General features: G+C 72.0%; 11 protein-coding genes. 6 read left to right on the top strand and 5 right to left on the bottom strand.

The window, feature by feature from the left end:
- Positions 1–20: 20 nt before the first annotated feature.
- Complete coding sequence (locus JMF97_RS09840; RefSeq protein ID WP_203221260.1) at positions 21–1,385, bottom strand: extracellular catalytic domain type 1 short-chain-length polyhydroxyalkanoate depolymerase; 1,365 nt, start codon at positions 1,383–1,385, stop codon at positions 21–23.
- A 435-nt stretch (positions 1,386–1,820) separates the two neighbouring features.
- On the opposite strand from JMF97_RS09840, the gene JMF97_RS09835 reads away from it, so the two are divergent.
- The 4 genes from JMF97_RS09835 (at position 1,821) to JMF97_RS09820 (ending at position 5,704) form a co-directional block, all read left to right on the top strand.
- Positions 1,821–3,029, top strand: a complete 1,209-nt coding sequence (locus JMF97_RS09835; protein ID WP_412101335.1) for an MFS transporter — start codon at positions 1,821–1,823, stop codon at positions 3,027–3,029.
- An 82-nt stretch (positions 3,030–3,111) separates the two neighbouring features.
- Complete coding sequence (locus JMF97_RS09830) at positions 3,112–3,963, top strand: fumarylacetoacetate hydrolase family protein (RefSeq protein WP_203221259.1); 852 nt, start codon at positions 3,112–3,114, stop codon at positions 3,961–3,963.
- Entirely contained in the window at positions 3,960–4,745 is a 786-nt protein-coding gene (locus JMF97_RS09825; protein ID WP_203221258.1) for an SDR family NAD(P)-dependent oxidoreductase, read from the top strand. The genes JMF97_RS09830 and JMF97_RS09825 overlap by 4 nt, the downstream gene beginning before the upstream one ends.
- Positions 4,746–4,765: 20 nt before the next feature.
- Positions 4,766–5,704, top strand: coding sequence for an aldo/keto reductase (locus JMF97_RS09820; protein WP_307816846.1), 939 nt, complete (start codon positions 4,766–4,768; stop codon positions 5,702–5,704).
- A 6-nt stretch (positions 5,705–5,710) separates the two neighbouring features.
- Here the strand turns inward: JMF97_RS09820 and JMF97_RS09815 are convergent, their stop codons facing one another.
- Entirely contained in the window at positions 5,711–8,146 is a 2,436-nt protein-coding gene (locus JMF97_RS09815) for a glycoside hydrolase family 95 protein (protein ID WP_307816845.1), read from the bottom strand.
- 32 nt (positions 8,147–8,178) lie between these two features.
- On the opposite strand from JMF97_RS09815, the gene JMF97_RS09810 reads away from it, so the two are divergent.
- Both JMF97_RS09810 and JMF97_RS09805 read left to right on the top strand, forming a co-directional pair.
- The gene (locus tag JMF97_RS09810; protein WP_238359048.1) at positions 8,179–9,360 is read left to right on the top strand and encodes a macrolide family glycosyltransferase; all 1,182 of its coding nucleotides are present in this window, start codon (positions 8,179–8,181) and stop codon (positions 9,358–9,360) included.
- 171 nt (positions 9,361–9,531) lie between these two features.
- The gene (locus JMF97_RS09805) at positions 9,532–10,029 is read left to right on the top strand and encodes a GNAT family N-acetyltransferase (RefSeq protein ID WP_203221256.1); all 498 of its coding nucleotides are present in this window, start codon (positions 9,532–9,534) and stop codon (positions 10,027–10,029) included.
- Positions 10,030–10,119: 90 nt separating this feature from the next.
- On the opposite strand, the gene JMF97_RS09800 is transcribed toward JMF97_RS09805, so the two are convergent.
- The 3 genes from JMF97_RS09800 to JMF97_RS09790 form a co-directional block, all read right to left on the bottom strand.
- Positions 10,120–11,574 (bottom strand): PepSY-associated TM helix domain-containing protein, encoded by a 1,455-nt coding sequence (locus JMF97_RS09800; RefSeq protein WP_203221255.1) that lies wholly within the window; start codon positions 11,572–11,574, stop codon positions 10,120–10,122.
- A gap of 135 nt (positions 11,575–11,709) precedes the next feature.
- Complete coding sequence (locus tag JMF97_RS09795) at positions 11,710–12,882, bottom strand: 4-hydroxybenzoate 3-monooxygenase (protein WP_203221254.1); 1,173 nt, start codon at positions 12,880–12,882, stop codon at positions 11,710–11,712.
- A 117-nt stretch (positions 12,883–12,999) separates the two neighbouring features.
- Complete coding sequence (locus tag JMF97_RS09790) at positions 13,000–13,785, bottom strand: IclR family transcriptional regulator (protein WP_203221253.1); 786 nt, start codon at positions 13,783–13,785, stop codon at positions 13,000–13,002.
- Between the last annotated feature and the right edge of the window lies 1 nt (position 13,786).

Below are 13,786 nucleotides of genomic sequence, written 5' to 3'. Positions count from 1 at the left end.
GGCATCGGCTGGTCGAGGACTCAGCTACAGGCGACTCCGTTGAAGGTGAAACGGTCGGGCGGCGTGTTGGTGCCGTTGTGGGTGGCCTGGAAACCGAAGCTGATGCTCTGGTTCGGCGCGATCGTGCTGTTGTAGTCGACGTTGCGCGCGGTCACCTGGTTGGCGCTCTGGGTGATCGTGGCGTTCCAGGCGTTGGTGACCTGCTGGCTGTTGGGCCAGGTCCACCGCACCGTCCAGCCGTTGACCGTGCTCGGGGCGGTGTTGGTGACGATCAGGTTGGCGACCAGGCCGTTGTTCCACGACTCGGCCGTGTACTGCACCTTGCAGGCGATCGGCTGCGGGGTCGTCGGCGGCGGAGTGGTGGGCGGCGGCGTGGTCGGCGGGGGAGTGGTGGGCGGCGGAGTCGTCGGCGGCGGGGTGGTGGGCGGCGGGGTGCTGCTGGTCAGACCGAAGAAGTCGATGGCGGCCCGGGCCATGCCGGTCGACGGCAGGCTGTGCCCGGCACCCTGGATGGCGTACGCCTCCACCCGCACCGTGCCGGTGGAGTCGGCGAACTGACGCCGGTTCCAGTTCGCCTGTGGGGTGTCCGTGCGGGTCGGGTTCTGGCTCAGCCCGGCCACGTTCGTCCACTGCTCCACCGACTCCTGCAGGAGCTGGAAGGGGATCAGGTTGTCGTTGGTGCCGTGCCACAGCTGCACCCGCGGGCGAGGACCGGTGTAACCGGGGTACGCCTGCCGGACCGCGTCACCCCACTGCTGCGGGGTCCGGTCCATCCGACCGTTGACGCACTGGCTGTTGGTGGGCGGGAAGTCCGCGGCGTTGGCGAAGCAGTTGAACGGCACTCCCATGAACGCCGCCCCGGCCTTGTAGACGTCCGGGTAGAGCGCCATCAGGGCCTGGGTCATCATGCCGCCCGACGAGCTGCCGGTGGCGTACACCCGCTGCGGGTCGCCGCCGTACTGGCGCTGGGCGTAGCTGACCATCGACATGATCGACACGGGGTCGCTGCCGCCGTCGCGCCGCTTCGAGGCGGCCGACCACACGTCGAAGCAGTTGCCGAAGCCGGCCTGCTGGGTGGCGGTGGGGTAGATGACCACGAAGCCGTACTGGTCGGCGAGGCGGCCGAACTCACTGCCGGAGTAGAACCCGGGGCCGTTGCCACCGCAGCCGTGCATGGCGACCACGACGGCGGGATTGGCGGGCCGGACGTCCGGCACGTAGATGTGCATCCGCATGTTGCCCGGGTTGGTGCCGAAGTTGGTCACCTCGACCAGGGACGCAGCGGAGGCCGGTGACGGGGCGAAGAGCACGCCCGTCACGGCGAGAAGGGATGCGGCAGCCAGGGATCCCAGCGCCGCTACGGTTCGGTTCACGTCCACCTCCATGGACTACGACAGCGCGCCGGACCGGGCCACGGCAGGTAAGCGTGGACCGAGGACGAGGACCGGCGTCGCGATGCGCGAGGTGCTGCCCTACGGAACCTGGTGTCCGTCCACCTCGCCGTGCCAACGGTGCAATTCGTGCCAATCCGCTGCTTCGCGTGTAGCCAAAGTATGGGCGTGCACCATGGGTCGGAGCAAGATGCTTGTGAATATCGATAATTCCGGTCATCCATGATCGCAGTTCTCCACGGTCGTTTCCGGCCGGTCGATCGCCGCGCGCAGACGGCCTCGCGTGGGGCCGAATGGGATTGCGCGGTCTGCGATGATCTGGCGGTGACGGGGGCGGAAGAGTCGGTAGCGACCAGGCAACCGGCCGGCTCGGAGCCGACCGGTGCGGAGCCGGCCGCTGCGGAGTCGACGGGCACGGCCTCGGGCGGTCTGGGAGGCCGGTACTGGCGGTTGTGGTCGGCGTCGGCGGTGTCCAACCTCGCCGACGGGATCGTCAAGATCGCCCTGCCGCTGACCGCCGTCAGCTACACGACCTCACCGGTGCTGGTCGCCGGGGTGGCCGCCGCGTTCAGCCTGCCGTGGCTGCTGTTCGCCCTGCCGGCCGGCGCGCTCGTCGACCGGCTCGACCGGCGGCAGGTGATGCTGGCCGCCAACAGCCTCCGGGCGGCCCTGCTCGGCGCGCTGGCCCTGGCCGTGGCCCTCGACGCCGGGTCGATCTGGCTGCTCTACCTGGTGGCCTTCGGCGCGGGCACCGCCGAGACCCTGTACGACACCTCGGCCCAGTCGATCCTGCCGCAACTCGTCCCACGTGCGGCGCTACCCCGCGCCAACGGACGGCTTTACGCCGTCGAACTGGCCGCCAACCAGTTCTTCGGCCCGCCGCTGGCCGGCTTCCTCGTCGCCGGCGGAGTCGCGTACGCGATGCTCGGGCCGGCCGGGCTCTGGGCGGCCGCGGTGGTGGCCCTGCTGCTGGTCGGCGGCCGGTTCCGGGTGGCGCGGCAGGGCACGAGCACACTGCGCGCCGACATCGCCGAAGGCGTACGGTTCCTCTGGCGACACCGGCTGCTGCGGACCTTGGCACTGATGGTCGGGGTCAGCAACCTCACCACCACGGCCACCTTCGCGGTGCTGGTGCTGTACGCGGTCGGGCCGAACTCGGCCATCGGGCTCAGCGAGCCCGGCTACGGCCTCCTGCTCACCACCCTCGCGGCGGGCATCGTGCTCGGGTCGCTCGTCGCCGCAAGGATCGAGCGGCTGCTCGGCCGGGCCCGCGCGCTCGGCGTCGCGATGGTCGCGATCGCGGTCGTCGTGGGCGTACCGGCGGTGAGCACCAACCCGTTCGTCCTCGGCGGAGTCTTCTTCGTCGGCGGGATCCTGCTCACCTCCTGGAGCGTCATCACGGTCTCGCTGCGCCAGCAGATCACCCCGGACCGCCTGCTCGGGCGGGTCAACAGCGGTTACCGGCTGCTGGCCTGGGGGAGCATGCCGCTGGGGGCGTTGGTCGGTGGCGGGCTCGCCGAGCTGTTCGGCCTCCAAGCTGTCTTCGTCATCATGGGCGTGCTGGCGCTGATCCTGCTGGTCGGCATGTTCTGGGTCACCGACGCCGCCATCGAGACCGCCGAACGCGCCGCCACCTGAGTTTCCCGTCAGGGCTTGCCGGTGCTCGATGATCCGGATAGAACCAGGGCGATAGATCCGATGTCTGGCCGGAGGGTGCACGGTGAAGCTACTGCGAGTGGGGGCGGTCGGGCAGGAGCGGCCCGCCGCACTGGACCGGGTCGGCCGACTGGTCGACCTGTCCGGCCTGGTGTCCGAGATCGACGGGGCGTTCCTCGGCGGGGACGGCCTGGCCGAGGTTCGGGCGGCGGTGCACGGCGGCACGCTTCCCGAGGCCGATCCCACGGCCCGCATCGGCGCCCCGATCGCCCGACCGGGCAAGATCGTCTGCGTCGGGTTGAACTACTCCGATCATGCTGCCGAGACCGGTGCGAAGCCGCCCGCCGAGCCGGTCCTGTTCATGAAGGCGCCGAACACCGTGGTCGGGCCGAACGACCAGGTGCTCATCCCTCGGGGCAGCCGGAAGACCGACTGGGAGGTCGAGCTCGCCGTCGTGATCGGCCGTACCGCCCGCTATCTGGCGAGCCCGGCCGAGGCGTGGGACTGCGTCGCCGGGTACACGATCTCCAACGACGTCTCCGAGCGCGAGTTCCAGCTGGAACGCGGCGGCCAGTGGGACAAGGGCAAGTCCTGCGAGACGTTCAACCCGCTCGGCCCGTGGCTGGTCACCGCCGACGAGGTGCCCGACCCGCAGCAGCTGGGCCTGCGGTGCAGCGTCAACGGCATCCTGCGCCAGGACGGCAACACCAAGAACATGATCTTCGGGGTGGCGGAAATCGTGCACTACGTCAGCCAGTTCATGGTGTTGGAGCCGGGCGACGTCATCAACACCGGCACCCCGGCGGGGGTGGCTCTCGGGATGCCCGAGCCGAAGCCGTACCTGCGCGGCGGCGACGTGATCGAGTTGGAGATCGACGGGCTCGGTCGGCAACGCCAGCCGGTCGGTACCGCGTGAGCGGGGAGTTCGCCGGGCTGTCCGCCGTGGTGACCGGCGGGGGATCGGGCATCGGCCTGGCGGTGGCCGAGCTGCTCGCCGCGCGCGGTGCCGCCGTGGCCTGCCTCGACCTCGACCCGTCGCAGGTGCCCGCGCCCCTGCACGCCATCCGGTGCGACGTGGGCGACGCCGAGTCGGTGAACGCGGCGGTGCGCGCCGCCGTGGAGCGGCTCGGCGGGCTGGACATCCTGGTCAACAACGCCGGTGCCGGCGCGCAGGGCACCATCGAGGCACAGTCGGACGACGAGTGGCACCGGGTGTACGACGTCAACGTCGTCGGCATCGTCCGGGTCACCCGGGCCGCCCTGCCGTACCTGCGGGTCTCCGCGTCCGCCGCCGTCGTCAACACCTGCTCGATCGCGGCGACCGCCGGCCTGCCCGGCCGGGCCCTCTACAGCGCCACGAAGGGGGCGGTGCAGGCGTTGACCCTCGCCATGGCCGCCGACCACGTCGGCGAGGGCATCCGGGTCAACTGCGTCAACCCCGGCACCGTCGACACCCCGTGGGTACGCCGCCTGGTCGACGCCGCCGACGACCCCACCGCCGAGTACGCGGCCCTGCGCGCCCGCCAGCCCATCGGCCGGCTGGTCACCCCGGCCGAGGTCGCGGCGGCGGTCGCCTACCTGGCCAGCCCACTGGCCGCCGCCACCACCGGGACCGTGCTCGCCGTCGACGGCGGGATGCACGGGCTGCGGCTGCGCCCACCGACAACGGACCCCACCGCAGAATCGAGGCAGCAATGAGACGGCTCGGCAGCTCGACGGTGACCGTCAGTCCGCTCGGCTTCGGCGCGGCCGGGATCGGCAACCTGTACCGGAGGGTCGACGAGCAGACCGCGCACGCCGCCCTCGACGCGGCGTGGGAGGCGGGCATCCGCTACTTCGACACCGCCCCGCACTACGGCCTCGGCCTGTCCGAACGCCGGCTGGGCGCCGTACTGGCCGACCGGCCCCGCGACGAGTACACCGTGTCCACCAAGGTCGGTCGGCTGCTGGTGCCCTCGCCGCAGACCGCGCACCTGCGCGACGAGGAAGGCGGCTTCGACGTGCCGGCCGACCACGTCCGCGAGTGGGACTTCAGCGCCGACGGGGTCCGCCGGTCGCTGGAGTCCAGCCTCGACCGGCTGGGACTCGACCGCATCGACGTGGTGCTGCTGCACGACCCCGACGACCACTGGCGGCAGGCGGTCGAGCAGGCGTACCCGGCGCTGCACGACCTGCGGGCGCAGGGTGTGGTGGGTGCCATCGGTGTCGGCATGAACCAGTGGCAGATGCTGCACCGGTTCGTGGTGGAGACCGACATCGACACCGTGATGCTCGCCGGCCGGTACACGCTGCTCGACCAGTCGGCGCAGGAGCGTCTGCTGCCCGCCTGCCAGGAACGCGGGGTGTCGGTGCTCGCCGCCGGGGTCTTCAACAGCGGTGTGCTGGCCACCGAGGAACCAGGCCGGATGTACGACTACCGTCCTGTCCCACAACCGGTGTACGACCGGGCGGTCCACATCGCTGCCACCTGCCGGCGGCACGGGGTGACCCTGCCGCAGGCGGCGATGGCCTTCGTGGCCCGGCATCCGGCGGTGGCGACCGTGGTCGTCGGGGTCAAGAGCGTCGAGCAGGTGCGACGTAACGCCGACCTGCTCGCGAAGCCGGTGCCCGACGTGCTCTGGGACGACCTGGCGGCCGAGGGACTGCTGACGTCCTGAGACCGGTCAGCCGGGTGCCGGCTCGACAAGCACGTCCCGCCCGTCGACCCGGACGGCCACCGGGTCGCGGTGGGGCGCGCGGTCGGCGGTGACCGTGAAGTCGGTGACCCGGCCCGCCCGCCACACACAGTCGACCCGGTAGCCGCCCCGGGCCCGCAGCCCCGCGAAGCTGCCGTCGGTCCAGTGTGGTGGCAGTGCCGGCAGCAGGTGGATGGTGCCGTCGTGGCTCTGCAGCAGCATCTCGGCGATCGCCGCGGTGGCGCCGAAGTTGCCGTCCAGCTGCATCGGCGGGTGGGTGCACAGCAGGTTGTCCAGGGTGTTGTGCCGCAGCAGCCCGCGGAGCATGGCCCACGCCTGCTGCGCCTGGCCCAGCCGGGCGAAGATCGCCGCCCGCCAGGGCCAGGTCCACGACCGGCGGCTGTCGCCGGTGACTGTGGCGTCGCTGACCGGGCCGCCGTCGCGTCGACCACAGCGGGCCGTCAACGACACCAGCGCGGCGGCCGTGAGTTCCGGTGACCCCGCCGGGGTGATCTGGCGGCCCGGATAAACAGCGAACAGGTGCGAGGTGTGGCGGTGCCGGTCGTCCGGGTCGTCGCGGTCGGCTCGCCACTCCTGGAGCTGACCCCACCGCCCGACCCGGTCCGGTGCGAGCCGGGAACGCAGGTCGGCGACGATGGCCCGGTAGTCGTGGTCGACGTCGAGGGCGGCGGCACAGTCGAGGTAGTTCTGGAACAGGTCCCGGATGATCTGATGGTCGTACGGCACGCCGTCCTCACGCGGGCCGTGCTCCGGCGACCAGCCCTGCGGCGCGACGAGGTGGCCGGTGCCGTCGTCGACCAGCCGGTCGGTCCAGAACTCGCAGATCTCCTTGATCATCGGGTAGGCGGTGTCGCGCAGGTAGTCGACGTCCTGCTGGAAGGCCCAGTGTTCGTAGAGGTGCTGGGCGTACCAGGCGCTGGCGACGGTGTTCCACTGCCACGAGTTGCCGCCGAAGATGCTCTGGCTGGTGCGGGCCGTCCAACCTCGGGTGTGCGCGCCGAAGGCGTTGCGGGTGGCGACCCGGCTCGGCACCGCCACCTGCCGGACGAACTCGACAAGCGCCCGATGGCTGTCGCCCAGGTCGGTGCTCTCGGCGCACCAGTAGTTCATCTGGACGTTGATGTTGGTGTGGTAGTCCGCCGCCCAGGGCGGCTGGTTGCTGTCGTTCCACAGCCCTTGCAGGTTGGCGGGCAGGCCACCGGGCCGCGAGGAGCTGTGCAGCAGGTACCGGCCGAGCACGAACATGGTCTGTTCCAGTTCCGGGTCGACGCCGCCTGCGCGGTAGCGGGCCAGCCGCTCGTCCGTCGGCAACGCCACGACCTCGTCGGGGCTGGCACCCCAGCTCACCCGTACCCGGTCGGCCACCGCCCTGCTCTGCGTCCGATGTGCGGCGCGCAGCGTGGCGTAGGGCTGCCCGGCCGCCGCGTCGAGCGCCGCGCGTACCGCCGGCTCGGGATCCGTGCCCCGCCACCGCGCGGCGGCGTCGAGCCGGTAGTCGGTACGCGCGTCCAGCAGCAGCGTCAGCCGGGTCGCCGACTGTACCCGCAACCCCTGGCCGTCGGCTCTGACCTGCCCGTCGGTGGCCGCCACCCGGAGCGCCGCGGCGTACCGCAGCCCGTTGCCCAGCGTGCCGCGAAAGGCGATGGTCGCGGCGTCGGCGGTCGCGGTCGCGTCCTGTGCGTTGGTCAGGGTGATGTCGCAGTCGAGCGCGTCGGCCCGCTCGGCCGTGTAGTGGAAGACCAGCAGGTCGGCGGTACGACTGGCGAACGCCTCCCGCCGGACGCCTCGACCGGGCGCGCCGAAGCGGGTGGTGTGGATGCCGGATTCCAGGTCCAGCGCCCGTCGGTAGTCGACATCCGGCTGCTGGTGAGCGTGGAAGCGCAGGTGCAGGTCACCGAAGGCCAGGTAGCAGCCGAAGCCGGTCATGCTCGGGTCGAACACGTCGTCGGGCTGCCCGGCCAGGGCGTTGTCGTAGCCGTCGACCCCGCCCCACAGGCTCTGCTCGTTGAACTGGATGCGTTCGTGGTCGGGCTGGCCGAAGAGCCTGGCACCGAGGCGTCCGTTGCCGATCGGCAGGGCCTGGGACTGCCAGTCCACGGCGGGCCGCCGAAACCAGAGCAGATGCCGGCCGGTCGGGGTGGCGGCGGGTTGATCGGTGGCTATTGTCGGGACAGTACCGGCTGATGTCCGCGGCCGACAAGACGTACCGGCGTTTCCGGTTTGACGGGTCTGATCTGCCGCACTAGGGTCGTACGCATGATCATCGCTTTCATGCGCCTGCGTTCCGCCTGAGGCGGCGCGCGTCGCACCGGTCGTTGACCGGTGCCTCGTCGACCCGGTGACGCCCTCGCCTCGGTGAGTGGCCCGGGTCCGGTCCGCGTCGCCTCGACCCTCGGATGACACACGTCTCTCCGACTCGACGGGACCTATCTCGAATGCGTAAACCAGCTCATATCGCCATGGTCGGCTGCACCGCGCCGAGCCACATCTACCCCTCGTTGGCGCTGATCCGCGAACTGGTCGACCGGGGACACCGGGTGACCTACGTGGTCGGCGAACCACTCACCGGCCTGGTCGCGCCGACCGGCGCCGAGCCCATCGCCCACCCGACGATCCTGCCGCAGGGCGACACGCCGTGGCCGGAGGACCCGGCCACCGCGATGCGGTTCTTCCTCGACGAGGGCATCGCGGTGCTGCCGCAGGTGACCGCACGCTACGACGCGGACCAGCCGGACCTCGTGCTCTACGACATCGGCGGGCTACCGGGCCCGCTGCTGGGCGAACGGTACGGCGTGCCGGCGGTGCAACTGTCACCGACGATGGTCGCCTGGACCGGCTACCAGCAGGACATGGCCGAGTTCTTCACCGCGCTGACCTCCTCGGCGTCCGGGCGGGACTACTACGCCACCTTCGACGCCTGGCTGGCCGACCACGGCATCCACCAGGATTCGCGTACCTTCGTCACGTTCCCGCAGCGGGTGCTGTCGCTCATCCCACGGGTGATGCAACCGAACGCCGACCGGGTGCCGGAGACGGTCCGCTTCGTCGGCCCGTGCCTGGACCCGGCCCGGCTCACCGAGCCGGGGTGGACGCCGCCCACCGACGGGCGGCCGGTCCTGCTGGTCTCCTTCGGTACGGCGTACAACGACCAACTGCCGGTGTACCGGGCCTGCCTGGAAGGGTTCGCCGACTCGCCGTGGCACGTGGTGATCGCCATCGGCGACAAGGTCGACCCGGCGGACCTGGGACCGCTGCCCGGCAACGTGGAGGTGCATCGCCGGGTGCCGCAACTGGTGGTGCTGGCCCACGCCTCGGCCTTCGTCACCCACGCCGGCATGGGCGGCTGCACCGAGGCGCTCTGGTTCGGGGTGCCCACGGTCGCGATCCCGCAGGCGGTCGACCAGTTCGCCAACGCGCAACAGCTGGCCGACGCCGGTCTCGGCCGGCTGCTGCCCGCCGAGGAGGTCACCACCGAGACACTGCGCGCGGCCGTCGACGCGGTCGCCGACGACACGGCGCTGCGCGGCCGCCTGACCGAGGCCCGGTCCGAGGTACGGGCCAACGGCGGCACCACCAAGGCAGCGGACGCGGTGGAGAGTTACCTCACCGAACGCTGACCCGACCTGCCCTGCACCATGTCGGCCCGCTGTCGAGAACCCCTCGGCGGCGGGCCGGCGTGCTGCCGATGATCTACGCCGTGAGGTGCCGGAGTACGGTGAGGTGCGGGCGCGTTCCGGACCCCGGAGACCGACCCTGAACAGGTACGGAGCGAACGAGAGCGGGGGCCGATGGCCGAGGTGGTGTTGCGGCCGATGACGGCCGCGGACGCCGACCGGGTGCTGGCGATCTATCAGGCAGGGCTGGACGGTGGACAGGCCAGCTTCGAGACCGTCGCCCCGACGTGGGCGGCCTTCGACGCCGGGCGGTTGCCGGCGCACCGGCTGGTGGCGGTCGACGAGGCGGGGGCGGTGCTCGGTTGGGTCGCCGTGTCGCCCACCTCGACCCGGCCGGTGTACGCCGGTGTGGTGGAACACTCCGTCTACGTCGACCCGGCGGCACAGGGCAGGGGAGTGGCCCGGCTGCTGCTCGACGGCCTGATCGCCTCGACCGAGGCGGCGGGCATCTGGACCATCCAGTCCGCGGTCTTCCCGGAGAACACCGCCAGCCTGGCCCTGCACCGTCGGGCCGGATTCCGGGTGGTCGGCGTCCGCGAGCGGGTGGCCCGCCACCACGGCCGCTGGCGCGACGTCACGCTGCTGGAACGGCGCAGCCCGGTCGTCGACTGACCCGCAACCGTGGTGATCGACTCCGTTTCGGCGCGATGGCGGTGACCGGGTACGCCCGAAGCCACCATCGCGCCGAGACGGCGTCGGCGATCAGCCGGCGGACGTCACCGGCCGGCGGTCCGCGCGTCGTCGGGCCGCCAGGCCCAGGGCCACGTCGACGGCCAAGAAGCCGAGCAGCGTCACACCGAACCACGGCAGGGCCCAGCCCAGCGCGGCGACCAGCGGCACACCGGGCAGCAGCGCCCACCACGGCAGCCCGCGCAGGGCACCCCGAGCAGGCGGGACGCCGACGAGGGCCCGCCGGTCGACCCGGGTGGGGCGGCGTTGCCACCACATGCGGTAGCCCCAGACGATGACGCAGAGCAGACCGATCGCGAGGGCGGCGAGCAGGATCTGGTTGACCAGGCCGAACAGCACACCCATGTGCGCCTGGATGCCGAGCGCGCTGAGCTTGGCCAGCAGCGGCCAGTCGGCGAAGTCGCTGCGCGCGGTCACCGTACCGGCTTCGGGGTCCACGGCGACCCGGTCCCAGCCGACCGGCCAGGTGTTGTCGGTCTGGGCGACCACCCAGGCGTCGCCGGCCTCACCCGGGCTGATCTCGACCGGGCCGTCCAGCCCGGCGTCCCGGGCCACCGCGAGCACCCGGTCGAAGGTCGCCGGATCGGCGGTCGGCGACGGTCCGCCGCCGTGGTGGTGTTCCCCGCCACCGTCAGCGGGAGCGGCGGTGAGACTCGTGGACAGGGTCGGGCGGGCGGCGTCGAGCGCGGTCAGGCCGGCGGAGAAGTTGCCTCCGGCGAACCGGGACCAGGTCAGCCCGGTCGCCGAGAGGACCAGCAGGCCCACGGCGAGCCAGACGCCGAGAGTGGCGTGCCAGCCGCGGGTCCGGCGCACTCCGCGCCCGGTCGACAGGTCCGGCACCAGCAGGTGCCGCACCCGTCCCCGCCCGGTGGCGCGGCGACGCCACCACAGGATGACACCGCCGAGCGCCAGCACCCACAGCCAACTCGCGGCGATCTCCGAGTAGTGCCGGCCGACGGTACCGAGGTGCAGGTTGCGGTGCAGGTCGTCCAGCCAGGTGGTGACCGGGGTGGAACCGAACCAGGTGGTCAACTGCCCGGCGACCGTTCCGGTGTACGGGTCGACGTAGACGGTGTGCTGCCGGTCGCCCAACTCCGGCAACGCGAACACCACAGCTGTCGTACGGTCCGCGGTGCCGGGTGACACGGCCACCAGGCTGCCGTCCGGGTGGGCCGCCCGCGCGGCGGTGATCTGCTCGGCCAGTGGTCGTGGCTGCTCGCCGCTCGTGGTCACGATCAGCTGGTCACCGTGCAACGCCCGGTCCAGTTGCGGCGTGACGGTGTACGCCAGGCCGGTCAACGCGGCGACCACCAGGAACGGGGCGACCAGGATGCCGGCGTAGAAGTGCAGCCGTACCAGCAGCGCCGCCAGCGGGGACGACCGCCGTTGCGGCCGGCTCGACGGTGACTCGACAGTGGACGGCTCGGGAGCGGACTCCGGCGGGCCGGAGACGTCGGTCAGAGACATGCACTTTTCCGATCGGAGTAGGGGCCTTCAGGTAGCCTGGCCCGTGCCCTTCGGGTCAGTGATGCTGCGTCTCGCCCGGACGCCCGCCGCTACGGGTACCTAGTCGGACAGCAGTCCACTCCGGTTCCCGCCCGTTCAGACCGCCGGCAGGCCGACGTAGTTCTCGGCGAGGCTGGTGGCGTACGCGGGGGAGGTGGTCAGGTAGCGCAGCGCCGACGACTGGAGTTTCGCCTCGTACGGGTCGTCGGCGTCGAGGCGGTGCAGCATCGAGGTCATCCACCAGGAGAACTGCTGAGCCCGCCAGACCCGACGCAGGGCGGTACGCGAGTAGTCGTCGAGCAGATCGGTGCGACCGTCGGCGTACCAGGCGGCGAAGGCGTCACCGAGCAGCGCCACGTCGGCCAGAGCCAGGTTCATGCCCTTCGCGCCGGTGGGCGGCACGATGTGCACGGCGTCGCCGGCCAGGTACAGCCGCTGCCACTGCATCGGCTCGACCACGAAGCTGCGCAGCGGGGTGATCGCCTTCTCCAGGATCGGCCCCTCGTTGAGGCTCCAGCCCGGCACGGTCTCCAGCCGGGTCCGCAGCTCGGCCCAGATCCGCTCGTCGGGCCAGTCGGCGATGTCCTCGTCCGCCGGAACCTGCAGGTAGAGCCGGGAGATCTCCGGCGAGCGCATGCTGTAGAGGGCGAAACCCCGTTCGTGGTGGGCGTAGATGAGCTCGTCGACCGCCGGCGCGGCGGCGGCCAGGACACCCAGCCAGGCGAACGGGTAGGTGCGTTCGTAGGTGTGCAGCACCCCGTCGGGGACCGCCGAGCGGCTCACCCCGTGGAAGCCGTCGCAGCCGACCACGAAGTCGCAGTGCAGTTCCTCGTCGCGCCCCTCGTACCGGTAGTGCACCACCGGCGACGGCGACTCCAGGCCGGACAGTCGGGTCGCCTCGGCGGAGAACAGGATCGTGCCACCGGCGGCCAGCCGCGCGGCGATCAGGTCCTTGACCACCTCCTGCTGCCCGTACACGGTGATCGCCCGGCCGGTCAGCTCGGTCATCGCCACCCGGTGCGACTCGCCGTCGAAGCGCAGCTCGATGCCCTCGTGCCGCAGGCCCTCCCGGTCCAGCCGATCACCCAGGCCGGTGGCGCGCAGCAGGTCGACCGAGCCCTGTTCGAGCACGCCCGCGCGTACCCGGTGCTCCACGTAGTCGCGGCTGCGGCTCTCCAGCACCACCGACGAGATGCCCTGCAAGTGCAGCAGGTGCGACAGCATGAGACCGGCCGGTCCCGCTCCGACGATGCCGACCTGGGTACGCATCCGTGCCTCCTTGCTCGTCGGCGACCTCGTCGCCGTCTCCCACCGCCTCAGCCTGCCCGCTGCCGCCCCGGCCCGCCGCTGTCGGTTTCCACCCAGTGGAAGGCCAACCTGCGCCGGTCAGGCGGTGGCGCGCTGCGTCGCGTGCGGCTCGTCGGCGAGCCGGGCCGCCACCTGGTCGGCCGCCGCCCGCAGCGCCGGGACCAGTCGCTGCGGCGCGGTGCCCAGGCTGTGCCCGACGACACCGATCGCGGCCAGCGCCGTGCCGTCGGGCCCCGGCACCACGACCGCGACCGAGCAGGAACCGAGGGTCATCTCCTCGTGGGTCCGCGCCCAGCCGCGGTCGCGGATCGCCGCCAGCTCACGCGCCAGTCGACCCGGCTCGGTGATCGTGTACGGGGTGCAGCGGCGCAACGGCCCGCGCAGGTGCGCGGCGATCACCTCCGGTGGGGCGTACGCCAGCAGCGCCTTGCCGACCCCGGTGGCGTGCAGCGGCAGGCGGCCCCCGGCGCGGGAGACGGTCGGCACCGCGCGGTGCCCGGTGACCTTCTCCACGTAGAGCGCCTCGTCGCCGTCGCGGACCGCCAGGTGCACGTTCTCCCGGACCGTGGTGTACAGCTCCTGCAGGTAGGGCAGCGCCACCTCGCGCAGTTGGCCGTGCAGCGGCGAGAGCAGCCCGATCTCCCACAGCCGTACCCCGATGCGGTAGGTGCCGTCGACGCCGCGCGCCAACGCCCGGCCGGTCACCAGTTCGGCGACCAGCCGGTGCGTGGTGGCCAACGGCAGGCCGCTGCGCCGGGCGATGTCGCTGAGCGTCAACGCCGGATGGGCCGCGTCGAACGCGCCGAGCACGGCCAGCACCCGCGAGGTCACCGACGCGCCGGGGGAGCGGCTGCCGCCCGCCATC

Source organism: Micromonospora fiedleri (assembly GCF_016774385.1).
In the GTDB taxonomy this organism is placed as follows: Bacteria; Actinomycetota; Actinomycetes; order Mycobacteriales; family Micromonosporaceae; genus Micromonospora; species Micromonospora gifhornensis.
This window is presented reverse-complemented; position numbering and strand designations above follow the sequence as displayed.